This window comes from Ottowia pentelensis (genome assembly GCF_964341695.1).
Genome location: NZ_OZ224513.1, coordinates 1,681,598 through 1,705,486, shown reverse-complemented (window position 1 = coordinate 1,705,486; position 23,889 = coordinate 1,681,598). Strand labels below are relative to the sequence as shown.

Below are 23,889 nucleotides of genomic sequence, written 5' to 3'. Positions count from 1 at the left end.
ATCATCACGCTGATGTTGAAAAAGCTCGGTGTCTTCAATGGGAGTCGCCACGACCCATCGACTCCGCAACGTCAGGACATCATCATATGACGTCCGACTTATAGGAGGGAAAGCCTGTCGTGCTTGTGCGAGAGCGTCGGATCGCGGCCACTGGCGCTGCGCCGCACCGCTCACACGACGACAAGACAGGGCCGCCCGCTCGCCGTTTCTCGGCTCAGCGCGCGCCCTGCCACAGCAACTGCAGCGCCGCCGCCGTGCGCGCCGCCGCACCCTGGTGCTGGCGCGCGAAGGCCCGTCCGGCATCCGCCATGGCCTGGCGGCGCGGCGCATCGCCCGCCAGGGCCTGGGCGGCCTGCAGGCCCTGCGCCAGGTCGGCCACGCGCAGGGCGGCGCCGGCGGCCAGGGCCTGCTCGGCCGCCTGGCTGAAGTTGAAGGTGTGCGGTCCCATCACCACCGGGCAGCCGCAGGCGGCGGCCTCGATCAGGTTTTGCCCGCCCAGCGGCTCGAAGCTGCCGCCCAGCAGGGCCACGTCGGCCAGCGCGTAGTAGGCCGCCATCTCGCCCAGGCTGTCACCCAGCCACAGGTCGGCGGCTTGCGGCGCGCCAGTGCCCCACTGGCTGCGGCGGCTCACGCTCAGGCCCTGCTGCGCGGCCAGGTCGGCGACGGCGTCGAAGCGCTGGGGGTGGCGTGGCACGACCAGCCATTGCGGCCAGTTTACTATGCTATTTATAGCTGCCTGCGCTGATTCTGCGGGCGCTGCAGCCCTGATTTGCTTGAAAAACGCCAGCTCTTCCCCCTCGCGCGAGCTGGCCAGCATCAGCACCGGTCGACTCGGCGCCGCGTCGCGCCAGCGCCGGCCCAGCGCCAGCAAGGGCGCGGCCGGCTGGGCGTCGAACTTGAGGTTGCCCAGCACCTCCACGGTCGGCACGCCCAGGGTGCGGAAACGCGCGGCGTCCGGCTCGGTCTGCGCATAGACGGCCGTCAGCGCGCGGTAGGCCGCGGGCAGCAGCCCGGCCGTGCGCTGCGCGCCGCGCAGGGACTTGGCCGACAAGCGCGCGTTGGCCAGCACCAGGGGCATGCCGACGTCGGTGCAGGCGCGCACCAGGTTGGGCCAGACCTCGGTTTCCATCAACACGCCGATGTCCGGCCGATAGGCCTGCACGAAGCGGCGCGTGGCCGCGCGCGTGTCCCAGGGCTGCCACAGCTGCACGTCGCCCGGCGCCAGCAGCCGGGCGCCCTCGGCGCGGCCGGTGGCCGTGCCATGGGTCAGCAGCAGGCGCATGCCGGGCCATTGGGCGCGCAACTGCGGCAACACGATGGCGGCGGCGCGCGTCTCGCCCAGCGAGACGGCGTGGATCCACACCAGGGGCGCGCCCGCCGTTGGCTGGGGGCGCGCGGGCGCGGCGCCATAGCGGCCAAAGCGCTCGTCCACCGCCTGCAGATACCCCGGCTCGGCCCCGCCCCGTCGGCGCAGCTTGCGGCGCAGCAGCGGCTGGGCCGCCCAGGTGGCCAGGTCGTACAGGACGGGGATGAGGGGCGCCACTCGTCAGCTATCGAACAGGGAGCTGGTCGCGCTTGGCTGGTGCGGGCTGCGGCACGAAATGGCTTGAAATCTCAATGCTGCGCGCCGCCCGGCTGCGCATCCGGTTTGAGCTGCCGCAGCAGGCCCGTCATCTCGGCCTGGATGCGCGCCAGCGCCTCGGGCGTGTGGCCCTCGAAGCGCAGCACCAGCACCGGCGTGGTGTTGCTGGCGCGGATCAGGCCGAAGCCGTCGGGCCAGTCCACACGCAGGCCATCGATGGTGTTGACCTGCGCGGGCGCCTTGAACGCACGGGCGGCCAGCGCCTGCAGCTCGGCCGCCAGGCGGTGCGGCTCGCCCTCGGCGCAGGCCACGTTCAGCTCGGGCGTCGAAAAACTCGTCGGCAGCGCGTTGAGCACCGCGCTGGCGTCGGGCGAGCGGCTGAGGATCTCCAGCAGGCGGGCGCCGGCGTAGGTGCCATCGTCGAAGCCGTACCAGCGCTCCTTGAAGAAGATGTGGCCGCTCATCTCGCCGCCCAGGGGCGAATCGAGTTCCTTCATGCGCGCCTTGATGAGCGAGTGGCCGGTCTTGTACATCAGCGGCACGCCGCCCGCCGCCTCAATGGCCGGGCCCAGGCGCTGCGTGCACTTGACGTCGTAGACGATGGTGCCGCCCGGCACGCGCGACAGCACGTCCTGCGCGAACAGCTGCATCTGGCGGTCGGGAAAGATCGTGTTGCCGTCCTTGGTGACGATGCCGAGCCGGTCGCCGTCGCCGTCGAAGGCCAGGCCCAGCTCGGCATCGGTGTGCTGCAGCACCCGGATGACGTCGCGCAGGTTGTCGGGCTTGCTGGGGTCGGGGTGGTGGTTGGGAAAGCGCCCGTCCACCTCGGTGAACAGCTCGACCACCTCGCAGCCGAGGGCGCGAAACACGGCGGGCGCCAACGCGCCGGCCACGCCGTTGCCGCAGTCGACGACGATCTTCATCGGCCGCGCCAGGTGGATGTCGCCGACGATGCGCTCGCGGTAGGCCGCAAACACGTCCTGCGTGCGCACCGAGCCGCCGGCGCGGCGCTGCCAGCCTTCGGCCTCCATCGTGCGGCGCAGCGCCTGGATGTCCTGGCCGTAGATGGCGCGGCCGGCCAGCACCATTTTGAAGCCGTTGTCGTCGCGCGGGTTGTGGCTGCCCGTGACCTGGATGCCGCTGGCACACAGCGTATGCGCGGCAAAGTACAGCATGGGCGTGGTAACCATGCCGATGTCGATCACCTCCACGCCCGCCGCCACCAGACCGCGCACCAGGGCGGCCGCCAGCACGGGGCCGGACAGGCGCCCGTCGCGCCCCACGGCCACCTGCTGCTGCCCCAGCGCCAGCGCCTGGGTGCCAAAGGCCAGGCCCAGGCCTTCGGCCACGCCCTCGTTCAGCGTGGTCGGCGTGGTGCCGCGAATGTCGTAGGCCTTGAAGATGCTGGGTGTGAGGTGCATGGCCGAAGATTGTAGGCAGCGCCTGCATTGATCGACGGCGCGCATCAATGCCCGGGCCATTCTTCATCAATGCGGGGCGCGGACAGGGCCGGCGCCCGGCGATACTTGGCGCACCATGACCGCGCTTGCCGCCCGCCGACTTCCTGCCCTGCCGCTGGCGCAAGCCTGGCCCTTTCTGCTGCTGTCCATGAGCTGGGGCGCGTCCTTTTTGTTCATGCAGCAGGCGGTAGGCGAATTCGGCCCGCTGCCGACCGCCGCGGTGCGGGTGACGGTGGCGGCGCTGTTCCTGCTGCCGCTGATGCTGGCGCGCGGCCAGGGGCCGGCGCTGCGGCGCCACTGGCGGCCGGTGCTGTTTTGCGGCCTGCTGAACTCGGGCATCCCGTTCGCGCTGTTCAGCTTTGCCCTGCTGCACCTGTCCACCGGGCTGACGTCCATTCTCAACGCCACGGTGCCGCTGTTCGGCGCGCTGGTGGCCTGGTCCTGGTTGGGGCAGCGCCCCGGCCTGTCGCGCAGCGTGGGCCTGGCGCTGGGCTTTGTCGGCGTGGCCATGCTGGCATGGGACAAGGTCGTCCCGCACGGCGGCGGCTCGTCCATCATGGCAGCCTGGGCCGTGCTCGCCTGCCTGGCGGCCGCGCTGTGCTACGCGCTGGCCGCCAGCTTCACCCACAAGTACCTGAACGGCCTGAACCCCCTGATGACGGCCACCGGCAGCCAGATCGGCGCCGCCCTGGGCCTGGCCCTGCCCGCGCTGTGGATGTGGCCCGCCAGGCTGCCCAGCCTGCATGCCTGGGGCGCCGTCGTAGCCCTGGGCGTGCTGTGCACGGGCGTGGCCTACGTGCTGTACTTTCGCCTGATCGAGGACATGGGCCCGGCGCGCGCGCTCACGGTCACCTTCGCCGTGCCCCTGTTCGCCATCCTCTATGGCGCCACCCTGTTGGGCGAGTCCGTCACGCCCTGGATGCTGGGCTGCGGCGCCGTCGTGCTGTGCGGCACGGTGCTGGCCACGGGCCTGGTCAAACTATCGATTCGATAGCGCCCCATCAAGACTGGACGCCCGCCGACAGCATTCTTTCGACATAGCGGGCGATCAGGTCGATCTCAAGGTTGACCGTGCTGCCTGCCGCCAGCGTGTGCAGCGCCGTGTTCTGCACCGTGTGCGGAATCAGGTTGATGCTCAGCTCGCAGCCCTCGGCCCCGTCGGCCACCGCGTTGACCGTCAGGCTGACGCCATTCACGGTGACCGAGCCCTTGTAGGCCAGGTACTTGGCCAGCGCGCGCGGCGCCAGGATGCGCAGCTCCCAACTCTCGCCCACCGGCGCGAAGCGGGTCACGCGACCGACGCCGTCCACGTGCCCCGATACGATGTGCCCGCCCAGCCGGTCGTGCGCGCGCAGCGCTTTCTCGAGATTGACCGGGCCCACCCGGTCCAGCCCGGCGGTGCGTGCCAGCGACTCGGCCGAGATGTCGATGGCGAAGCGCCCCGCCGGCGCGTCGATGGCGGTGGCCGTCATGCATGCGCCGTTGATGGCGATGCTGTCGCCCAGCGCCACGTCGTCCAGGTAGCCCGCCGGCACCTCGATGTCCAGTTGCTTGCCATGCGCGCTGCTGGCGCCCAGCTCGCGCACCTGGGCGATGCGGCCGACGGCGGTGATGATGCCTGTGAACATGGGGGATGACTTTTCCTTGCAGCATGGCATTCTGAATGAGAAGCTGAGAACGCCTGCGATGGTGAGCGTACCCGATCCCCGTGCGTGGCAGTCGAGTACCGAGATGCCTATTAATTCAATATTTATTGTATTATTGAACTATGAATGAAACCGAAACTCTTGCCGCGCTCGCCGCCCTGGCCCACACCCAGCGCCTGCGGGCGTTTCGCGCCCTGGTCGTCGCCGGTCACGATGGGCTGACGCCCAGCGTACTGGCCGAACAGCTCGACATAGCCCGAAACGCCCTGTCCTTCCACCTCAAGGAGTTGGCGCATGCCGGCCTGGTCACCATCGAGCAGCAAGGCCGCAACCTGATCTACCGCGCCGACTTCGGGCAGATGAACGGCCTGCTCGGCTACCTGAGCGAGCACTGCTGCCAAGGCAGTGCATGCGAAGTCACTGAATCTCCCTCCACCTGCCCCTCCTGCTGAAAGGAACTGCCATGAAACGCTTTCACGTCCACCTGCATGTCGATGACCTGAACCGCAGCATCGGCTTCTACTCGCAACTGTTCGCCGCGCAGCCAGCGCGCGTCGAGAGCGACTACGCCAAGTGGATGCTCGAAGACCCGCCGGTCAACTTCGCCATTTCCACGCGCGGCAGCAAGCCGGGCATCGACCATCTGGGCATCCAGACCGACGACGCCGAGGAATTGGCGATGCTGAAGACCCGCGCCGAGGCAGCCGACATGGCACTGCTGGATGAGGGCACCACCACCTGCTGCTACGCGCGCAGCGAGAAACACTGGATCACCGACCCACAGGGCGTGGCTTGGGAACATTTCCACACGCTGGGCAACATCCCGGTCTTCAACGAAGCGGTGCCGACGACGGGCACCGTCACGGCCTGCTGCGCCGCCGCGCCGCGCTCCAAATCCTGCTGCTGATGCAAGGCACTTATGACCACGGGAAAAACCTACAACGCCCTGTTCATCTGCACGGGCAACTCGGCCCGCTCCATTCTGGCCGAAGGCCTCCTCAACGAACTCGGCAAAGGCCGGTTTCATGCGTATTCGGCGGGCAGCCACCCCAAGGGTGAAGTGCACCCATTGGCGCTCGCCACGCTCGAACGCTTGCACATGCCGACTACCAGCTACCGCAGCAAGAGCTGGGACGAGTTTGTCGCACCTGGCGCGCCGGAGTTCGATTTCATCTTCACGGTGTGCGACAACGCCGCTGGCGAGGTCTGCCCCGTCTGGCCGGGGCGCCCGATGTCAGCGCATTGGGGCGTGCCCGACCCTGCGGCCGTCGAAGGTACAGAGGAGCAGCAGCGCAAGGCGTTCACGGATGCGGCGCTGACACTGCGCCGGCGCATCGAGCTATTCCTGTCGCTGCCACTGCAACGCCTGGACGCCATGTCGCTGCAACGCGAGTTGCGAAACATCGGCCAAGAGTGAAGAGCGTCACTTCATCAACAACCAGATTTGAAAGGACATTCCATGCCAAACATCCAGATTTTTGACCCCGCCCTGTGCTGCAGCACGGGCGTATGCGGCGTTAACGTGAACCAAAGCCTGGTGAGCTTTGCCGCCAACGTGGATTGGGCCCGGCAAAACGGCGCCCAGGTCGAACGCTTCAACCTGGCCCAGCAACCCTTGGTGTTCGCCGACAACCCCACCGTGAAGGGTTTTCTGCAACGCTCGGGCCAAGAGGCGCTGCCCCTGGTTCTGGTCGATGGCGAGGTGGCCTTGGCCGGCCGCTACCCCAGCCGCAGCGAACTGGCCCGCTGGGCGGGCATCGAGGCGCCCACAGCCGCCCCAGCCCAAGGCGCCTGCTGCTCCGGCGGCCGTTGCTGCTGAACGAGGAGAGCACATGCACTTCCTGACCCAGCCGCCCCGCTTCCTTTTCTTCACCGGCAAAGGGGGCGTCGGCAAGACCTCCATCGCCTGCGCCACGGCCGTGCAACTGGCAACCCAGGGCAAGCGTGTGCTGCTCGTCAGCACCGACCCGGCCTCCAACGTGGGGCAGGTGTTCGGTGAGACGATCGGCAACCGCATCACGGCGATTTCTGCCATACCGAAGCTGTGGGCGCTGGAGATCGACCCGCAGGCGGCGGCGCAGGCCTACCGCGACCGCATCGCCGGGCCGGTGCGTGGCGTGCTGCCCGACGACGTGGTGCGCGGCATCGAGGAATCCCTGTCGGGCGCCTGCACCACGGAAATTGCCGCCTTCGACGAGTTCACGGCCTTGCTGACCGATGCGGCGCTGACGCAGGACTACGAACACATCATTTTCGACACGGCCCCCACCGGCCACACCATCCGCCTGCTGCAACTGCCGGGCGCATGGAGTGGCTTTCTGGAAGCAGGCAAAGGCGATGCGTCGTGCCTGGGGCCGCTGGCAGGCCTGGAAAAACAGCGCAGCCAGTACAAGGCTGCGGTAGAGGCGTTGGCCGACCCTCTGCGCACCCGGATGGTGTTGGTGGCCCGTGCGCAGCGCCCCACGCTGCGCGAGGCGGCGCGCACCCATGAAGAACTGGCCGCCATCGGCCTGTCGCAGCAATACCTGGTCATCAACGGCGTATTCCCTGCCGGCGAGGCCGCAAACGACGCTCTGGCCACAGCCATCTACCGAAGAGAGCAGGCCACACTGGCGGCCATTCCGCAGGTACTCCAAGCCTTGCCTCGGGATCAAATCGCGCTCAAGCCGTTCAACCTTGTGGGCCTTGATGCGCTACATCATCTGTTGATCGATACCGACATCACGCATAGCCCTGCCGCCATCGAGCTGCCCGACCAGATCAATGCGCCAGACTTGTCCGCCCTGGTCGATGAGATCGCCGCCGATGGACACGGGCTGGTCATGGTGATGGGCAAGGGCGGTGTGGGCAAAACCACGCTGGCTGCCGCCATCGCCGTAGAGTTGTCCAGCCGCGGCCTGCCCGTGCACCTGACCACATCCGACCCGGCCGCGCATCTGGCCGATACGCTGGAAGGTTCACTGCCCAATCTGGCGCTCAGTCGCATCGATCCCCAGGAAGCCACGGCGCGCTATCGCCAGCATGTGATGGACACCAAGGGTGCGCAGCTCGATGCCGAAGGCCGCGCGCTGCTGGAAGAAGACCTGCGCTCGCCCTGCACCGAGGAAATCGCGGTGTTCCAGGCGTTCTCCCGCGCCATCCGCGAAGGGGGCAGGAAGTTCGTGGTGATGGACACCGCGCCCACGGGCCACACCTTGCTGCTGCTCGACGCCACCGGCGCCTACCACCGCGACATCGCCCGGCAGATGGGCGAGACGGGCGTTCACTTCACGACGCCGATGATGCAGTTGCAAGACCCGAAGCAGACCAAGGTGCTTATCGTCACCCTGGCCGAAACCACGCCCGTGCTGGAAGCGGCGAACCTGCAAGACGACCTGCGCCGCGCGGGGATTGAACCCTGGGCCTGGGTCGTCAATAACAGTGTGGCGGCCGCGCACCCGCAGTCCCAGCTACTGCGCCAGCGCGCGCGCAACGAACTGCGCGAAATTGACGCCGTGGTCACGCTACATGCCCGGCGCCACGCCGTCGTGCCGCTGCTGACCGAGGAGCCGGTGGGGGTGGAGCGTCTGCGGGCTTTGGCGAACTGGAAAGCGTCATGAGCCAAGGCAGCCCGCCATCCATGAGCCTGTTCGAGCGCTACCTGAGCGTATGGGTGCTGCTGTGCATCGCCTGCGGCATTGCGTTGGGCCAGCTCGCGCCCGGCGTGTTTCAGGCCATCGGCCGCATGGAAATCGCCCAGGTCAACCTGCCCGTGGGCCTGCTGATCTGGGTGATGATCATCCCGATGCTGCTCAAGGTGGACTTCGGTGCCCTCGGCCAGGTCAGGCAGCACTGGCGCGGCATCGGCGTGACGTTGTTCGTCAACTGGGCCGTCAAGCCGTTCTCGATGGCCTTGCTGGCCTGGATCTTCATCCGCCAGGTCTTTGCGCCCTGGCTGCCGGCCGACCAGCTCGACAGCTACGTGGCCGGCCTGATCCTGCTGGCCGCCGCGCCCTGCACGGCCATGGTGTTCGTCTGGAGCCGGCTGACCGGGGGCGACCCGGCGTTCACGCTGTCGCAGGTGGCGCTGAACGACACCATCATGGTGTTCGCCTTCGCGCCTCTCGTCGGCCTGCTGCTCGGGCTGTCCGCGATCACGGTGCCGTGGGATACCTTGCTGGTGTCGGTGCTGTTGTACATCGTCATCCCGGTCATCCTCGCGCAGCTCTGGCGCCGCGCGCTGCTGCGCCGGGGTCAAGCGGTCTTCGATCGGGCGCTGGAGCGCATCGGGCCGCTGTCGATCGCGGCGCTGCTGCTGACACTGGTGCTGCTGTTCGCCTTTCAAGGCGAGGCCATCCTGCGCCAGCCGCTGGTCATCGCCATGCTGGCCGTGCCGATCCTGATCCAGGTGCTCTTCAACTCTGGCCTGGCCTACTGGCTCAACCGCAAGGCGGGCGAGCAGCACAACATTGCCTGCCCCTCGGCGCTGATCGGCGCCAGCAACTTCTTCGAGTTGGCCGTGGCGGCCGCCATCAGCCTGTTCGGCTTCCAGTCCGGCGCGGCGCTGGCCACCGTGGTCGGCGTGCTGATCGAGGTGCCGGTGATGCTGCTGGTGGTGCGGATCGTCAACCAGAGCAAAGGCTGGTACGAATGCGACCCGGATCTCGCCCGCAGACAAGCGGCACGTCACCCATGAGGCGCATCACCGTGGTAGGGCGTGTTGGACTTGAACCAACGACCAAGGGATTATGAGTCCCCTGCTCTGACCAACTGAGCTAACGCCCCGACCGGGGCCGATTCTAGGGGCTGCCCGGTTTGCCCTGGCTGAGCGCGTTGCTCACCAGGCGCGAGGTGATGTCCACGATCTGGATCATGCGGTCGTAGTGCATGCGCGTGGGGCCGATGACGCCCAGGGTACCGACCACCTGGCCATCGACCTCGTAGGGCGCGCTGACCACCGACAGCTCTTCCACCGGCACGGTCTGGCTTTCGCCGCCGATGAAGATGCGCACGCCCTCGGCCTGCATGGACACGTCCAGCAGCCGCATCAGCTGAGCCTTCTGCTCGAACAGGTCGAACGCGCGGCGCATCTGGCTCATGTCGCTGGAGAAGTCGCTCACGGCCAGCAGGTTGCGCTCGCCCGAGATGACCACCTCGCCCTGCCCCTGGCTGGCCGCCTCGGAGCCGACCTGCACCGCCGCCTGCATCAACGTGGCGATCTCGGCGCGCAGGCGGTCGACCTCCTGCGTCAGGCGCGCGCGCACCTGCTCGAAGGTCATGCCGGAGAAATTGGCGTTGAGGTAGTTGGAGGCCTGCGTCAGCTCCGACCCCGAATAGTCGGCCTCGGTGAACAGCACGCGGTTTTGCACGTCGCCATCGGGCGCCACCATGATGAGCAGCAGACGCCGCTCCGACAGGCGCAGGAACTCGATGTGGTGAAACACCGTGCTGCGCCGCGGCGCCATCACCACGCCGACGAACTGCGACAGGTTGGACAGCAACTGGGCCGCGCTGGCGATGACCTTTTGCGGCTGCTCGGCGGGCAGTTCGGGCGCCCTCAGCTGCGCGCGCTGCGCGGTCAACATGGTGTCGACAAACAGACGGTAGCCGCGCGCCGTGGGCACGCGCCCGGCCGAGGTGTGGGGCGAGGCGATCAGGCCCAGCTCCTCCAGGTCCGACATCACGTTGCGGATGGTGGCCGGCGACAAATCGAGCCCCGAGGCCCGCGACAGCGTGCGCGAACCCACGGGTTGGCCGTCGGCGATGTAGCGCTCGATCAGGGTCTTGAGCAGTCGCCGCGACCGGTCATCGAGCATGGAGCCGGGGGATTTCACCAGTTCAATCTGCACGAAAAAGAGGCCGTCATCGCGGCCCATTATGATGTAATTTCCTCATGGCCCTGAAGTTCACGCGCGTTGCCCTGGTGGGCAAATATCAGGACGCTTCCAGCGCGTCGGCGGCGCAGCCGGCGCGCGAGCTGATGACCGAGATCGGCACCTTTTTGCAGCAGCAGGGCTGCCAGGTCAGCCTCGAAGATCGCACCGCGGCCAGCACCGGCCTGACACAGTTCCAGACGCTCGACCTGGCGGGCATCGGCGCCCAGTGCGAGCTGTGCGTGGTGGTGGGCGGCGACGGCACCATGCTGGGCGTGGGGCGCGAGCTGGCGCGCCACGGCACGCCGCTGATCGGCATCAACCAGGGGCGCCTGGGCTTCATCACCGACATCCCGCTGGGCGACTACGCGCGGCTGCTGCCGGCCATGCTGGCGGGCGCCTTCGAGGACGATCCTCGCGCGCTGATGCAGGGCTGGGTCAAGCGCGAGGGCGCCTGCGTGTTCGAGGCCCTGGCCATGAACGACGTGGTGGTCAACCGCGGCGCGGCCTCGGGCATGGTCGAGCTGAGCGTCGAGGTGGACGGGCACTTCGTGGCCAACTACCGTGCCGACGGCATCATCATCGCCACGCCCACGGGTTCGACGGCCTACTCGCTGTCGGCCGGCGGGCCGCTGCTGCACCCGCTGCTGCCGGGCTTGGCGCTGGTGCCCATCTCGCCGCATGCGCTGTCCAACCGGCCCATCGTGCTGGCCGACCCTGGCGAGATCGCCATCGAGATCGTGGCCGCGCGCGACGCCAGCGCCAGCTTCGACATGCAGACCCTTACCTCGCTGCACCGCGGCGACCGCATCATCGTGCGCCGCAGCGAGCACCGCGCGCGCTTTTTGCACCCCCAGGGCTGGAGCTACTTCGACACCCTGCGCGAAAAGCTGCACTGGAACAAGGGCGGCTGAAGCCATGGCACTGCGTCACCTCAGCCTGCGCGACTTCGTCATCGTGCCCGTCCTCGAACTGGAGCTGCAGGCCGGCTTCTCGGTGCTGACGGGCGAGACCGGCGCCGGCAAATCCATCCTGATCGACGCGCTGCAGTTGGTGCTGGGTGGCCGCGGCGACGCGCTGTGGGTGCGCGAGGGCCAGGCGCGCTGCGAGATCAGCGCCGAGTTCGACGCCCCGCCCGCCTGCACGTCCTGGCTGCTGGCCAACGGCATGGACAGCGCCGACGGCGCCCTGCTGCTGCGCCGCAGCATCGACCGCGCCGGCCGCAGCCGCGCCTGGATCAACGGCTCGGCCGCCACGGTGGCGCAGCTGCGCGAGCTGAGCGAGCAATTGCTGGACATCCACGGCCAGCACGCCTGGCAAAGCCTGACACGCCCCACCGCCGTGCGCGCCCTGCTGGACGCCTACGCCGGCGTCGATGGCGCGCCGCTGCTGGCGGCCTGGCAGGCCTGGCAGCAGGCGCAGGCGGCGCTGGATGCGGCGCGCCGCGCGCAAGACAGCCTGGCCCAGGAGCGCGAGCGCCTGCTGTGGCAGATCAGTGAGCTGGACAAGCTGGCGCCGCGCGAGGGCGAATGGGACGAGTTGAGCCAGCAGCACGCGCGCCTGTCCAACGTCCAGAGCCTGATCGACGCCGCGCTGGCTGCCAGCCGCGCGCTGGAAAGCGACGAGGACGAGGGCGGCGCGCTGTCGGCCCTGGCGCAGGCCCAGGAGGCCCTGCAGGCCTCGGCCGCGATCGAGCCCGAGTTCGGCGCCCTGCTCGAACCCTTGCAAGCCGCCGAGGCCCAACTGCGCGACGCCGCGCGCAGCCTGCACGCCTATCTGCGGCACGCCAACCCCGACCCCGAGCAGTTGGCCGCGCTGGACGAGCGCATCGGCCAATGGCATGCGCTGGCGCGCCGTCATCGCCGCCCGCCCGCCGAGCTGCCCGGCCTGCTGGCCGGCTGGCGCGCCGAACTGGAGCGCCTGGAATCGGCCGGCGATCTGCAGCAGTTGCAAGCCCGGCTGGAGCAGGCCCGATCCGCCTACAACAGCTTGGCCGGCCAGATCAGCCGCGCCCGCGCGCAGGCCGCGCCGCGCCTCTCGGCTGCGGTCACGGCGGCCATGCAGGAGCTGGGCATGGCCGGCGGCGCCTTCGAGGTGCAGCTGGAGCGCCTGCCGACGCCGGCCGCGCACGGGCTGGAAAGCGCGCAATTCCTCGTCGCCGCGCACGCCGGCGTCACTGCGCGTGCCATCGACCGCGTAGCCTCGGGCGGCGAGCTGTCGCGCCTGTCGCTGGCCATCGCCGTCACCACCAGCACGCTGGGCCCGGCCGCCACGCTGATCTTCGACGAGGTCGACGCCGGCGTGGGCGGCGCCGTGGCCGCCACCGTGGGCCGCCTGCTGCAGCGCCTGGGGCGCGATCGCCAGGTGCTGTGCGTCACGCACCTGCCGCAGGTGGCCGCCTGCGCCGACCATCACCTGCGTGTCAGCAAGGCCACGGCCGGCGACGGCAGCCCGCAAAGCCAGGTCGCCCCCATCGCCGGTGCCGCGCGCACGCAGGAGCTGGCGCGCATGCTGGGTGGTGAGCAGATCACCCCCGCCACCCTGGCGCACGCGCAGGAGCTGCTGGAGCAGGCAAGGCCTGCGCCCGCCAGCGCCACCCATGCCCGCCCCGCGGGCCGCCGTGGCGTCCGTGTCTGAGCATGACCCCATGAGCACCGAACTGGTGGTCATCACCGGCATGTCCGGCTCGGGCAAGTCGGTGGCCCTGCACGCGCTCGAAGACGCGGGCTACTACTGCGTGGACAACCTGCCACCCGAGTTGCTCAAGCCCTTCGTCTCGATCGAGGACGGCCTGAAGGCCAGCAAGCTGGCCATCGCCATCGACGTGCGCAGCAGCCGCGCCCTGCCCCAGCTGCCGCTGCTGCTGCACAGCCTGCGCGACAGCGGCATCGACTTGCGCCTGATCTTTCTGGACGCCAGCGACGAGACGCTGGTGCGGCGCTTTTCCGAAACGCGCCGGCGCCACCCGCTGTCCAAACCGAGCGACGCCGATGCCCAGGCCGGGCTGATGCAGGCCATTGCGCGCGAGCGCGAGCTGCTGGCCGACCTGCGCGAGCGCTCGCACCTGATCGACACCAGCCAGCTGCGGCCGGCGCAACTGCTGGACTACGTCAAGACGCTCATTGCCGCGCCCTCGGCGCCGCTCACGCTGGTGTTCGAATCCTTCGGGTTCAAGAACGGCCTCACGCTCGACGCCGACTACGTGTTCGACGTGCGCATGCTGCCCAACCCCCACTACGACCCAGCCTTGCGCCCCCTGACCGGGCGCGACGCACCGGTGATCGCCTTTCTGGAGCAGCATGCCGAGGTGGCGCTGATGTTCGATCAGATCGCCCACTTTCTGCAGACCTGGCTGCCGGCCATGGAGCGCGACCACCGCAGCTACGTCACGGTGGCCATCGGCTGCACGGGCGGGCAGCACCGCTCGGTCTACTTCGTCGAGCGCCTGGCGGCGCATTTCAGCGACCGCTGGCTGGCCCTCAAGCGCCACCGCGAGCTGGACAAGCGCTGACCTCGGGTTGGGACAGAAACCGGCGCACCGGCGCCGGCAGGCCCAGTCGCGGCCAGTCCGACGCGGCAAACCAGGCACCAGCCTCGCCCAGCGTCGTGGCGCTTTTCACAACCCCGCTCATCACATGGATGTGCAATTCCCGGTGCGTCAGGATATGCGTGAACGGCGGGTGTTCGACCACCGACGCTTGCCCTGCCTGGGCCAAGCCATGCAAAGCCCGCGCGCGGGTATCGAATGCGGGCAGGCAGTGCAGGCCGGCCCAGATGCCGCGCGGCGGACGGCGCTGCAGCCAGACCCGCCCCTGATCGTCCACCGCATGCAGCAGCCACAGGGCCACCACCGGGCGCGGCGCGGCCTTGCGGGTCTTGACAGGGTAGCGCTGCGGATTGCCCTGCAGATGTGCCCGACACCCGCTGGCCAAGGGGCAGCGCCCGCATTGCGGCTGCCGCGGCAGGCACACCGTGGCGCCCAGGTCCATCAGGCCCTGGGTATACGCCGGCATGCTCGCCCGCAGCCGCGTGGTCGGCAGCACGGACTCGGCACGCTCCCACAGGGCCCGCACGGCAGCGGCCTGGGCCAGGTCGTCGTCGACGGCCCACACACGCGCCAGCACGCGCTTGACGTTGCCGTCCAGGATCGCGCTGCGCTCGCCGAAGCAGAAGGCCGCAATGGCTGCCGCCGTCGAGCGGCCGATGCCGGGCAAGGTCGCCAGCACGGTAGCCTGCGTCGGAAACTGCCCGCCGAAATCGGCCACCACCCGCTGCGCGCAGCGGCGCAGCTGGCGCGCACGGCTGTAGTAGCCCAGGCCGCTCCACAAGGCCAGCACTTCATCCTCGCTGGCTTGCGCCAGGGCGGCCACGTCGGCGAAGCGCTGCAGAAAGCGCGGGTAGTAGGCCAGCACCGTCGTCACCTGCGTCTGCTGCAGCATGATTTCCGACAGCCACACGCGGTAGGGGTCGCGCGTGCCCTGCCAGGGCAGATCGTGGCGGCCGTGCCGGCGCTGCCAGGCAATCACCCGCGCGGCAAAATCGCCGCGCTCGTCCGGGGCCGCTCTCACGCGAGGGCGGTTTCGACGGCCTGGCCGCTGCGAGCGGGCGCCGCCGAGCTCTGCAGCTCGCGCACCATGCGCCCCAGCCGAAGCTCGAGCGCCTGCAAGCTCTGCAGTTGCTGGTCGAGCTCGGCCAGCCGAGAGTCCAGATTGCTGGCCGCGTCTTGAATACGCTGGATGGTTTCGATGCGGCGGCTGAAGGCCCGGCGTCGCTCGCGCAGTTCCACATCCAGTTGCCCGGACGCGGCCTTGTTCCACAACTCGATCTCGCCCACGGCGGTTTCAAAAATGGCCCGCACGCGGGCGAACAGCGATCGGATCAGCTTGTCGGTGAACTCGGCGCGCACCAGATGCAGCAGGTTGCCGACACCGAGGTACTGCACGTGGCTTTGCTCCACCGCCGCAAGCTCGCTCTCGAGCCGGTGCAGATCGGGCGCGGGCGGCACCTGCAACGAGAAGCCATGCTCGGTGTTGAGCGTGCGAAAGGCGCTGCCCAGCATGGCGTCGATCTCGCCCACCTGCCCGGTCACGCGGCGCACCACGGCGCGCAGCCGATCGAAGCCCTCGGCATACACCTTGCGCACGCCCAGTTTGAGACCCGGTTCGCGCAGGGCCGCGCTCAGGCCCGCCAGCTCGCTCTTGATGCTGGCGCTGCTCAGCAGGGCAAACACCTCGCGCAGCAGCTTGACGTGAACCGAGCGCACGGCCAGCACGCCGGCGGCGCTGCGGTCGAAGGTTTGCTTCTCGTCCTCAACGCGCCGACGCATGTGGCGAATGACCGCGTGGTTCTTGCCGCGCAGGCCCTTGAGCTCCTGCACCTGCTCGACCCATTCGCGCCGCTGCACGCCGATCACGCGCAGGGCGTCGGCCTGCAGGCGCTCCAGGCCGCGGTGTACCGCCTGCTCCAGCGCCTGCTGGCGCTCGCCCAGCGCCATGCGCGCCAGCAGGGCTTCGAAGGCCGGCAGGCGGCTGTCCTGCAGCAGCGCGGCGTCGCCGCGCACCTTGGCCAGCAAACCCTTTTGCGCCGACAAGGCCACGACCTGGTCCGCATCGACGTGCAGCGTCTGCGCGGTCGACGTGCATTGCCGCGCGATCTCCGCCTCGATCTGCTGCGGCGTGCGTAGTCCGTCCCACAGCGCGTCGATCTTGTTGAGCACCACCAGTTGCGCGCCGATGCCGCTGCGCGCCGGCGCCAGGTGTTCCTGCCAGATGGCCAGGTCGGAGCGGGTCACGCCGGTATCGGCACCCAGCACGAACACCACGGCCTGGGCCTGCGCGATCAGGTTCACGGTCAGCTCGGGCTCGGCGCCGATCGCGTTCAGGCCCGGGGTGTCCAGCACCACCAGGCCCTGCTTGAGCAGGGGGTGCGCCATGTTGATCAGCGCATGCCGCCAGCGCGGCACCTCGACCAGCCCCTGGGCATCGACGGGCGGGTTGTCCTGCGGATGCTCATCGTGCCAAAAGCCCAGCGCCCGCGCCTGCTCGACGGACACGAGGTTGACCTCGGCGACCTTCTCCATCGCGCCCGCCAGCTGCGCCGGATCGTTCACGTCCAGGTCCACCCGCGTCCACTGCTCGGGCACCAGACGCCACTCCATCAGCGCCTGCGGCTGCAGGCGGGTTTCGATCGGCAGCAGGCGCAGGCACGGCGGCACGCTGGCGTCATGGCCCAGCTCGGTCGGGCACATGGTGGTGCGCCCCGCGCTGGCCGGCATGATGCGTCGGCCATAGCCGGCAAAGAACACCGCGTTGATGAGCTCGGATTTGCCGCGCGAAAACTCGGCCACGAAGGCCACCATCAGCTTGTCGGACTGCAGTTGCTCGGTCAGCCGCTGCAAGCCCTCGCTGGCGCCGCCGTCCAGCAGTTGCTGCTCGTGCAGCCAGTCGCCCAGCACCTTCAGGCGCAGCGCCGTCTCGCGCCGCCACGCCCCGTGCTGGTCAAACTGCTCGTTGAATCCGGCCACCGCCGCGCCCGTTTGCATGATCGCGCCATCTTATCGCCTCGCGCGGCGGCGTCGGCACGCCATCACGCGCGTTGGCACACCGGGCAATAAAAGCTGGAGCGCTGCCCCTGGCGCAGCAGCCGGATCGGTGTTGCGCACACCACACAGGGCTGGCCGGCGCGGCCATAGACCGCCACGTCGAGCTGGAAATGCCCCGTCTCGCCCATGGCGTTGGCAAAGTCGCGCAGGGTGGTCCCGCCACGCTCCACCGCGCGCCCCAGCACCGCCTGCACCGCGGCATGCAGGCGGTCGGAGCGCGCGCGCGACAGGCGATCGGCGCGCACCGTGGGACGAATGCCGGCCATGAACAGGGCCTCCGATGCATAAATGTTGCCCACGCCCACCACCACGTCGCCCGCCAGCAGCACCTGCTTGATGGGCGCGCGGCGCCGCTTGAGGGCGGCATGAAAAGCGGCGGGATCGAAACCCTCGTCCAGCGGCTCGGCACCCAGGCCGGCCAGCAGCTTGCGCGCCGGCTCCCGCGCCTCGTCCGCCGCCCACACCACGGCGCCGAAGCGGCGCGGATCGTGCAGGCGCAGCACGCCATGGTCGGTCTGCATGTCCATGTGATCGTGCGTGCCCGGCGGCGGCAGGTCAGCCGCGAACTGCAGGCGGCCCGACATGCCCAGGTGCAGTAGCAGCAGGCCCTCGTCCAAGTCCATCAGCAGGTACTTGCCGCGCCGGCGCACGCCGCGGATCAGGTGGCCGGCCAGGGCCTCGGGCGGCACCCCCAGCGGCCAGCGAAGCGGCTTGCCCATGCACACGCGTTCGATGCGGGCGCCCTGGATGCGGTCCGCAAAACTGCGGCGCGTCACTTCGACTTCGGGCAACTCGGGCATCGCGGCAGACCAGGTTCGGGCATGGATTATTATGATTCGATGCCTTACCCCGCACCCGTTCTGGTCTGTTCGACGCTCGCTCTGGCCGCCCTGACCGGGTGCGCGCTCCAGGCGCCCGCCGCGGCGCCGCCGGCCGCCCAGGTCGCGACGTCGAGCAGCGCCCCGGCGGCGCCGGCCAGCGCACCACCCGAGGCTGCGGCCACGCCCAAGGCGGTGGCCAGCCCCCCGTTGCAGTCGGGCCTGTCGGCTCGGCTGATGTACGAGCTGCTGGTGGGCGAGATGTCGTTCGACCTCGGCGATCCGCAGCAGGGCGCGGCCTACCTGCTGGATGCCGCGCGGCGCGCCAACGACGAGGCGGTGTACCAGCGTGCCACCGAAATGGCCATTCAGTCGCGCGCCGGACCGGCCGCCCTGGAGGCGGTGCGCGCCTGGCGCCAGGCCTTTCCGCAATCGCTGCAGGCCACGCGCTTCGAGCTGCAGGTGCTGCTGGCGCTGGGCCGCGTGAGCGAAACCGCCACGCCGGTGAAGACCCTGCTGGACGCGCTGCCCGCAACCGAGAAAATCAGCTTCATCGCGGCGCTGCCCGCTCTCTATCAACGCGTGGCCAACAAGGACGAAGCCCTGCAGGCGGTCGAAACCGCCCTGGCCGACGCCCAGAAGGACCCCGCGCTGGCCCCCGTTGCCTGGACCACCGTGGGCCGCCTGCGCCTGCAACAGGGCGATCGCACGGGCGCCCTGGTGGCCGCCACGCTGGGCTTGAACGCCGGGCCCGAATCGCAGTGGCCGGCGCTGCTGGCACTGCAACTGTTTTCCGGCACCGGAGAAAACCAGGCCGAGCCCCTGATCAAGCGTTACCTGGCGGGTGCCGAGGCCAAGCCCGAGATCCAGCTTGACTACGTGCGCGCCCTGCTCGAGCGCGGCCGTCGCGCCGATGCGCAAACCGAGCTCACGGCCCTGGTCACGCGTTGGCCGCAATACCCCGATGGCTGGCTGCTGCAAGGCCTGCTGGCGGCCGACGATCGGCACGACGCCCCGGCCGAGCAGTCGCTCAAGCACTATCTCGATATGCTGAAAGAGCAGGCCGAGCAACCGGGTGACGTTCGCGCCGCCGGCCGCAACCAGGCCGAGTTGACCCTGGCCCGCATCGCGGCGCGGCGCGGCGACGACGCGACGGCCAAAAAGTGGCTCGATCAGATCGACTCGCCCGAGCAACTGCTGGCCGCGCAGGTCGAGCGTGCCAACCTGCTGGCCCGCCAGGGGCGCCTCGACGAAGCCCGGCAGGCCATCCAGGCCGTGCCCGAGCGCGACCCCGACGACGCCCGCCTGAAGCTGCTGGCCGAAACCCAGTTGCTGCGCGAGAACGGACAGGCGCAGCAGGCCCTGCGCCTGCTGAATGCGGCACTCAAGCAAAGCCCCGACGACGACGCCCTGCTGTACGACGCCGCCATGGCGGCCGAGCGACTGAACCGCACGGACGAGATGGAGCGCCTGCTGCGCCGCGTCATCAAGCTCAAGCCCGACTCGGCCCAGGCCTACAACGCGCTGGGCTATTCGCTGGCCGATCGCGGCGTGCGCCTGCCCGAGGCCAAGTCCCTGATCGAGAAAGCGGTGCAGCTCGCCCCCGACGACGCCTATATCCAGGACAGCCTGGGCTGGGTCGAATTCCGCCAGGGCCAGCTGGGGCGCGCGCAACGCACGCTGCAGGCCGCCTTCGACAAGCGCCCCGACGCTGAAATTGCCGCCCACCTGGGCGAGGTGCTGTGGGCGCTGGGCGAGCGCGACTCGGCGCTGTCGACCTGGCGCGAGGGCCTGCGCCTGGACCCGAACAACCAGACCCTCACCAAGACCCTCAAGCGCCTGCAGGTCACACCGTGAGCGCCACGCCCACGGCGCCCATGCGGCGCCGCGCCATGCTGGCCGCACTGGGCCTGCCCTGGCTGGGACTGGTGGCCTGCGCCACGCGTGCGCCCCTGGCGCCACCGGCCGAGGGCGCGACGCAAAGCTGGAGCGGTCGCCTGGGCCTGGTCATCGCCAGCGATCCGCCCCAGCAGTTTCACGCCGGCTTCGAGCTCACCGGCGACGCCCAAAGCGGCGAACTGCGGCTCAGCTCCCCGCTGGGCAGCATCCTGGCCGAACTGAAATGGCGCCCCGACGAGGCGCTGCTGGTGCAAGACGGCCAGACGCATGCCTTCCCCTCGGTCGACGCGCTGTCGGCTGCCGTTACCGGCACGGCGGTGCCGCTGCAGGCGTTGTTCGCTTGGTTGCGCGGCGTGCCCGAGGAGGTGCCGGGCTGGCAGGCCGATCTGAGCGGCCTGTCGGACGGGCGCCTGCTGGCTCGGCGGCTGAGCCCGCTGCCGGGCGCCGAGCTGCGCGTCATCCTCGACCCCGCCTGAAGGCACCGACCCGTGCAAGCCCTGTACGACGTGCCGGCGCCGGCCAAGCTGAACCTGTTCTTGCACCTGACGGGGCGGCGTGCCGACGGCTACCACCTGCTGCAGTCGGCCTTCATGCTGATCGACTGGTGCGACACCCTGCATTTTGAGTTGCGCCGCGATGGCGGCATCACGCGCGAGGACCTGGCCGAGCCGCTGCCGCCCGACGACCTGATCGTGCGCGCCGCGCGCGCGCTGCAGCAGGCCACGAGCAGCCCCCTCGGCGCGCACATCGCCGTGCAAAAGCGCATCCCCGCCCAGGCCGGCATGGGCGGTGGCTCATCGGATGCCGCCAGCACCCTGCTGGCCCTCAACCGGCTGTGGGGCCTGGGCCTGTCGCGCGGGCAACTGGCGGCCATCGGGCTGCAACTGGGCGCCGACGTGCCCTTTTTCATACACGGCCGCAACGCCTGGGTCGAGGGCATCGGCGAGCAAATCCGACCGTTGAACGTGCCGACGGCGCGCTTCGTCGTTGTCAAGCCACAGGCGGGGCTCGACACCGGCGCCATTTTTCGCGCGCCCGAGCTGAAACGCGATACGGAAGCTGCTACAATCTTGGGCTTTGCTGCAGACCCATTGGGCTTTGGCCAAAATGATCTGCAACCGGTTGCCGAGCGGCTTTGTCCGCAGGTGGCCCAGGCGATCGGGCTGCTCGCGCGGCATGGTCTGAAGGGCCGGATGACCGGGTCGGGCAGTGCGGTGTTCGCACCGCTGGCGCAGGAGGCGGGCGTCGTGTCTCGCCTCGAAGCGCAGCTGCCGTCCGGCTGGTCGGTGCGTCTGTGCAGCAATTTGGAGGTTCATCCGCTGGGCGGCTGGGCCTCCAGCGACAATTGAAGGTGCCTGGTCGGCGGTGTTGACCGGGCTCCTGTGTAGGGGAGTCGCCAAGTTGGTTAAGGCACCGGATTTTGATTCCGGCATGCGAGGGTTCGAGTCCTTCCTCCCCTGCCAAAACCCCATCCCGGGCGGGTAGCCCGTGGGCCGCAATTGATCTGCCGATCAACCGATCTTTCGATCTGCCGCAATCCCCATGCACCCGTCCCACTCTCCCGATTTTCTGGTCTTTACCGGCAACGCCAACCCCGGCCTGGCCGCCGAGATCGCGCGCAGCCTGGACATCAGCCTGGGCGCCGCCAACGTGGGGCGCTTTTCCGACGGCGAGGTCACGGTCGAGCTGATGCAGAACGTGCGCGCCCGCGACATCTTCGTGGTGCAGCCCACCTGCGCGCCCACCAACGACAACCTGATGGAGCTGCTGGTGATGGTCGATGCGCTCAAGCGCGCCTCGGTCGAGCGCATCTGCGCCGTCATCCCCTACTTCGGCTATGCCCGCCAGGACCGCCGCCCGCGCTCCACGCGCGTGCCGATTTCGGCCAAGGTGGTGGCCAACATGCTGCAGGCCGTGGGCGTCAACAGCGTGCTCACCATGGACCTGCACGCTGATCAGATCCAGGGCTTCTTCGACATTCCGGTCGACAACATCTACGCCTCGCCGGTGCTGCTGGCCGACCTGCGACAAAAGAATTACCACGACCTGCTGGTCGTCAGCCCCGACGTGGGCGGCGTGGTGCGCGCGCGCGCACTGGCCAAGCAGCTGGGCTGCGACCTGGCCATCATCGACAAGCGCCGGCCCAAGGCCAACGTGAGCGAGGTGATGCACGTCATCGGCGACATCGACGGGCGCAACTGCGTGATCATGGACGACATGATCGACACCGCCGGCACGCTGGTGAAGGCGGCCGAGGTGCTCAAGGAGCGCGGCGCCAAGAAGGTGTACGCCTATTGCACGCACCCCATTTTCTCGGGGCCCGCGGTCGACCGCATCACGCAGGGCCAGGCACTCGACGAGGTGGTGGTCACCAACACCATCCCGCTCAGTCCATCGGCCGCGCAGTGCCCCAAGATTCGCCAATTGTCCGTGGCGCCGCTGTTTGCGCAAACCATCCAGCGCATCGCGCACGGGCAGTCGGTCATGAGTTTGTTCCGCGAGCAGGAGAACCTGTTCTGAGGAGCATTTCGCGGATGGCGCCAGCCTGTTGGGCAAGCCATCCTTTTCAAACGGGGTCGCACTGGTCGCGGTCGGTCCCATCTAGGAGTTCAACATGAAATTCGTCGCTTTCGAGCGCAGCAAGCAGGGTACGGGTGCGAGCCGCCGTCTGCGCAACGCCGGCAAGGCGCCCGGCATCGTCTATGGGGGCGAAGGCCAGCCCCAGCTGATCGAGCTCGATCACAACGCCCTGTGGCAGGCCCTCAAGAAAGAGGCCTTCCACTCCAGCGTGCTGACCATGGAACTGGCCGGCAAGGAAAGCGCCGTGCTGCTGCGCGACGTGCAGGTGCATCCCTACCGCCAGCAGATCCTGCACGTGGACTTCCTGCGCGTGTCGGCCACGCACAAGATCCACATGAAGGTGCCGCTGCACTACCAGGGCGAGGAAGAGTCGCCCGCGGTCAAGCTGGCCAAGTGCCTGATCAACCACGTGCAGACCGAGCTGGAAGTGAGCTGCCTGCCGGCCGATCTGCCCGAGTCGATCACGATCGACCTGTCCAAGCTGGAGCAGGGCTCCACCCTGACGCTCAAGGACGTCCAGCTGCCCAAGGGCGTCGAGGCCGTGCTGCGCGGCCACACGGCCGAGGGCTTCGTGCTGGTGTCGGTGGCCAACCCGACCGTCGAAGAAGCCGAGCCGGAAGCCGAAGCCGCACCTGCGGCGGCGCCGGCCGCTGCGCCCGCCGCCGCTCCGACTGGCGACAAGAAGTGACGGCCGCGGCCCCTTGACGGCCGCCCGCCCTGCCCGACGGCTCGCCTTGCGCGGGCCGTCGGTCTTTGTGGCGCTCGATAATCGCCTTCCATGATCAAGCTGTTTGTCGGCCTGGGCAACCCGGGCCCCGAGTACGCCGCCACGCGCCACAACGCGGGCTTCTGGTGGATCGACGCCATCGCCCGACGCCTGAACGCCAACCTCGTCCTCGAGCGCGCCTACAAGGGCCGCGTGGCGCGCGCCAGCGTGGCCGGCCAGAGCGTGTGGCTGCTGCAGCCGCAGACCTTCATGAATCTGTCGGGCCAGTCGGTGGCCGCGCTGGCGCGCTTTTTCAAGATCGCACCGGCCGAAATCCTGGTGGCGCACGACGAGCTGGACCTGCCCGCGGGCGAGGCCAAGCTCAAGTTCGGCGGCGGCCACGCCGGCCACAACGGCCTGCGCGACATCCACGCCCAACTGGGCACGGCCGACTACTGGCGGCTGCGCCTGGGCATCGGCCACCCCGGCGCGCGCCACGAGGTGGTGGGCTGGGTGCTCAAAAAACCGCCGCTGGACGAGCAGATCGCCATCGAGCAGGCCGTCGACCGCGCCGCCGCCGCCTTCGAACTGCTGGCCGCGGGCGACATGAACGCCGCCACGCAGCGCATCCACACCAGCAAGCCGCCGCGCCCCAAGCCCGAGCGCAAGCCGCCGCCCGCCGCGCCCGAGCCGCCACCCGAGGAATGAACCCGGCGGCCGGTGTTCATGGTGATAATGCCGGCCA

23 protein-coding genes and 2 tRNA genes are annotated in these 23,889 nt (G+C 69.2%); 17 read left to right on the top strand and 8 right to left on the bottom strand.

Going from position 1 to position 23,889, the window contains the following annotated elements; all coding sequences use genetic code 11:
- Nucleotides 1–214: 214 nt before the first annotated feature.
- Nucleotides 215–1,543 carry a 3-deoxy-D-manno-octulosonic acid transferase gene (locus ACWHMB_RS08285; RefSeq protein WP_377479989.1) on the bottom strand — a complete coding sequence of 443 codons (1,329 nt, stop codon included), beginning with the start codon at nucleotides 1,541–1,543 and terminating at the stop codon, nucleotides 215–217.
- 71 nt (nucleotides 1,544–1,614) lie between these two features.
- Entirely contained in the window at nucleotides 1,615–3,003 is a 1,389-nt protein-coding gene (locus ACWHMB_RS08280; protein WP_447648503.1) for a phosphomannomutase/phosphoglucomutase, read from the bottom strand.
- A 115-nt stretch (nucleotides 3,004–3,118) separates the two neighbouring features.
- Here ACWHMB_RS08280 and ACWHMB_RS08275 point away from each other — a divergent pair, with 115 nt between their 5' ends.
- On the top strand, nucleotides 3,119–4,036 hold the full coding sequence (locus ACWHMB_RS08275) for a DMT family transporter (protein WP_377479994.1): 918 nt from the start codon (nucleotides 3,119–3,121) through the stop codon (nucleotides 4,034–4,036).
- A 7-nt stretch (nucleotides 4,037–4,043) separates the two neighbouring features.
- On the opposite strand, the gene ACWHMB_RS08270 is transcribed toward ACWHMB_RS08275, so the two are convergent.
- Nucleotides 4,044–4,670, bottom strand: coding sequence for a riboflavin synthase (locus ACWHMB_RS08270; RefSeq protein WP_377479997.1), 627 nt, complete (start codon nucleotides 4,668–4,670; stop codon nucleotides 4,044–4,046).
- A 140-nt stretch (nucleotides 4,671–4,810) separates the two neighbouring features.
- Between ACWHMB_RS08270 and ACWHMB_RS08265 the strand changes: the two genes are divergently transcribed.
- The 6 genes from ACWHMB_RS08265 to arsB are packed head-to-tail and all read left to right on the top strand — an operon-like array spanning nucleotide 4,811 to nucleotide 9,363.
- Nucleotides 4,811–5,140: an ArsR/SmtB family transcription factor gene (locus ACWHMB_RS08265; RefSeq protein ID WP_293221625.1), complete on the top strand. Its 330-nt coding sequence runs from the start codon at nucleotides 4,811–4,813 to the stop codon at nucleotides 5,138–5,140.
- Nucleotides 5,141–5,151: 11 nt separating this feature from the next.
- Nucleotides 5,152–5,595, top strand: a complete 444-nt coding sequence (locus ACWHMB_RS08260; RefSeq protein WP_377479999.1) for an ArsI/CadI family heavy metal resistance metalloenzyme — start codon at nucleotides 5,152–5,154, stop codon at nucleotides 5,593–5,595.
- Between the two features lie 12 nt (nucleotides 5,596–5,607).
- Nucleotides 5,608–6,105: an arsenate reductase ArsC gene (locus ACWHMB_RS08255; RefSeq protein WP_293221629.1), complete on the top strand. Its 498-nt coding sequence runs from the start codon at nucleotides 5,608–5,610 to the stop codon at nucleotides 6,103–6,105.
- Nucleotides 6,106–6,147: 42 nt separating this feature from the next.
- Nucleotides 6,148–6,507: an arsenite efflux transporter metallochaperone ArsD gene (gene arsD / locus ACWHMB_RS08250; protein WP_447648501.1), complete on the top strand. Its 360-nt coding sequence runs from the start codon at nucleotides 6,148–6,150 to the stop codon at nucleotides 6,505–6,507.
- 13 nt (nucleotides 6,508–6,520) lie between these two features.
- Complete coding sequence (gene arsA, locus ACWHMB_RS08245) at nucleotides 6,521–8,287, top strand: arsenical pump-driving ATPase (protein ID WP_293221633.1); 1,767 nt, start codon at nucleotides 6,521–6,523, stop codon at nucleotides 8,285–8,287.
- The gene (gene arsB, locus ACWHMB_RS08240) at nucleotides 8,284–9,363 is read left to right on the top strand and encodes an ACR3 family arsenite efflux transporter (RefSeq protein WP_377480006.1); all 1,080 of its coding nucleotides are present in this window, start codon (nucleotides 8,284–8,286) and stop codon (nucleotides 9,361–9,363) included. The genes arsA and arsB overlap by 4 nt, the downstream gene beginning before the upstream one ends.
- A gap of 12 nt (nucleotides 9,364–9,375) precedes the next feature.
- Here the strand turns inward: arsB and ACWHMB_RS08235 are convergent.
- Together ACWHMB_RS08235 and hrcA are read right to left on the bottom strand one after the other, a co-directional pair.
- A tRNA-Ile gene (locus ACWHMB_RS08235) sits at nucleotides 9,376–9,452 on the bottom strand.
- 14 nt (nucleotides 9,453–9,466) lie between these two features.
- Entirely contained in the window at nucleotides 9,467–10,483 is a 1,017-nt protein-coding gene (hrcA, locus tag ACWHMB_RS08230) for a heat-inducible transcriptional repressor HrcA (protein WP_377480009.1), read from the bottom strand.
- Nucleotides 10,484–10,560: 77 nt separating this feature from the next.
- On the opposite strand from hrcA, the gene ACWHMB_RS08225 reads away from it, so the two are divergent.
- From ACWHMB_RS08225 to rapZ, 3 genes are read left to right on the top strand one after another with little or no spacing between them, the layout of a single operon-like run.
- Nucleotides 10,561–11,454, top strand: a complete 894-nt coding sequence (locus ACWHMB_RS08225; protein WP_377480012.1) for an NAD kinase — start codon at nucleotides 10,561–10,563, stop codon at nucleotides 11,452–11,454.
- Between the two features lie 4 nt (nucleotides 11,455–11,458).
- The gene (recN, locus tag ACWHMB_RS08220) at nucleotides 11,459–13,177 is read left to right on the top strand and encodes a DNA repair protein RecN (protein ID WP_377480015.1); all 1,719 of its coding nucleotides are present in this window, start codon (nucleotides 11,459–11,461) and stop codon (nucleotides 13,175–13,177) included.
- A gap of 10 nt (nucleotides 13,178–13,187) precedes the next feature.
- Nucleotides 13,188–14,051 carry an RNase adapter RapZ gene (gene rapZ, locus ACWHMB_RS08215; RefSeq protein ID WP_377480018.1) on the top strand — a complete coding sequence of 288 codons (864 nt, stop codon included), beginning with the start codon at nucleotides 13,188–13,190 and terminating at the stop codon, nucleotides 14,049–14,051.
- Here the strand turns inward: rapZ and mutY are convergent.
- The 3 genes from mutY to mutM are packed head-to-tail and all read right to left on the bottom strand — an operon-like array spanning nucleotide 14,020 to nucleotide 17,941.
- The gene (gene mutY / locus ACWHMB_RS08210) at nucleotides 14,020–15,108 is read right to left on the bottom strand and encodes an A/G-specific adenine glycosylase (protein ID WP_377480021.1); all 1,089 of its coding nucleotides are present in this window, start codon (nucleotides 15,106–15,108) and stop codon (nucleotides 14,020–14,022) included. The genes rapZ and mutY overlap by 32 nt on opposite strands.
- Nucleotides 15,105–17,081, bottom strand: coding sequence for a dynamin family protein (locus ACWHMB_RS08205; protein ID WP_377480023.1), 1,977 nt, complete (start codon nucleotides 17,079–17,081; stop codon nucleotides 15,105–15,107). Before ACWHMB_RS08205 ends, mutY begins: the two co-directional genes overlap by 4 nt.
- Nucleotides 17,082–17,125: 44 nt before the next feature.
- Entirely contained in the window at nucleotides 17,126–17,941 is an 816-nt protein-coding gene (gene mutM, locus ACWHMB_RS08200; protein ID WP_377480026.1) for a bifunctional DNA-formamidopyrimidine glycosylase/DNA-(apurinic or apyrimidinic site) lyase, read from the bottom strand.
- 39 nt (nucleotides 17,942–17,980) lie between these two features.
- Here mutM and ACWHMB_RS08195 point away from each other — a divergent pair, with 39 nt between their 5' ends.
- From ACWHMB_RS08195 to pth, 7 genes are all read left to right on the top strand, one after another.
- The gene (locus ACWHMB_RS08195; RefSeq protein ID WP_377480029.1) at nucleotides 17,981–19,816 is read left to right on the top strand and encodes a tetratricopeptide repeat protein; all 1,836 of its coding nucleotides are present in this window, start codon (nucleotides 17,981–17,983) and stop codon (nucleotides 19,814–19,816) included.
- Complete coding sequence (locus tag ACWHMB_RS08190) at nucleotides 19,813–20,334, top strand: lipoprotein insertase outer membrane protein LolB (RefSeq protein ID WP_377480031.1); 522 nt, start codon at nucleotides 19,813–19,815, stop codon at nucleotides 20,332–20,334. The genes ACWHMB_RS08195 and ACWHMB_RS08190 overlap by 4 nt, the downstream gene beginning before the upstream one ends.
- A 12-nt stretch (nucleotides 20,335–20,346) precedes the next feature.
- Nucleotides 20,347–21,207 (top strand): 4-(cytidine 5'-diphospho)-2-C-methyl-D-erythritol kinase, encoded by an 861-nt coding sequence (gene ispE, locus ACWHMB_RS08185; RefSeq protein WP_377480034.1) that lies wholly within the window; start codon nucleotides 20,347–20,349, stop codon nucleotides 21,205–21,207.
- Between the two features lie 37 nt (nucleotides 21,208–21,244).
- A tRNA-Gln gene (locus ACWHMB_RS08180) sits at nucleotides 21,245–21,321 on the top strand.
- Between the two features lie 79 nt (nucleotides 21,322–21,400).
- Complete coding sequence (locus ACWHMB_RS08175) at nucleotides 21,401–22,378, top strand: ribose-phosphate pyrophosphokinase (protein ID WP_447648500.1); 978 nt, start codon at nucleotides 21,401–21,403, stop codon at nucleotides 22,376–22,378.
- A gap of 94 nt (nucleotides 22,379–22,472) precedes the next feature.
- Entirely contained in the window at nucleotides 22,473–23,126 is a 654-nt protein-coding gene (locus ACWHMB_RS08170; RefSeq protein WP_377480039.1) for a 50S ribosomal protein L25/general stress protein Ctc, read from the top strand.
- A gap of 90 nt (nucleotides 23,127–23,216) precedes the next feature.
- Nucleotides 23,217–23,852 carry an aminoacyl-tRNA hydrolase gene (gene pth, locus ACWHMB_RS08165; RefSeq protein WP_377480042.1) on the top strand — a complete coding sequence of 212 codons (636 nt, stop codon included), beginning with the start codon at nucleotides 23,217–23,219 and terminating at the stop codon, nucleotides 23,850–23,852.
- Nucleotides 23,853–23,889: the final 37 nt, after the last annotated feature.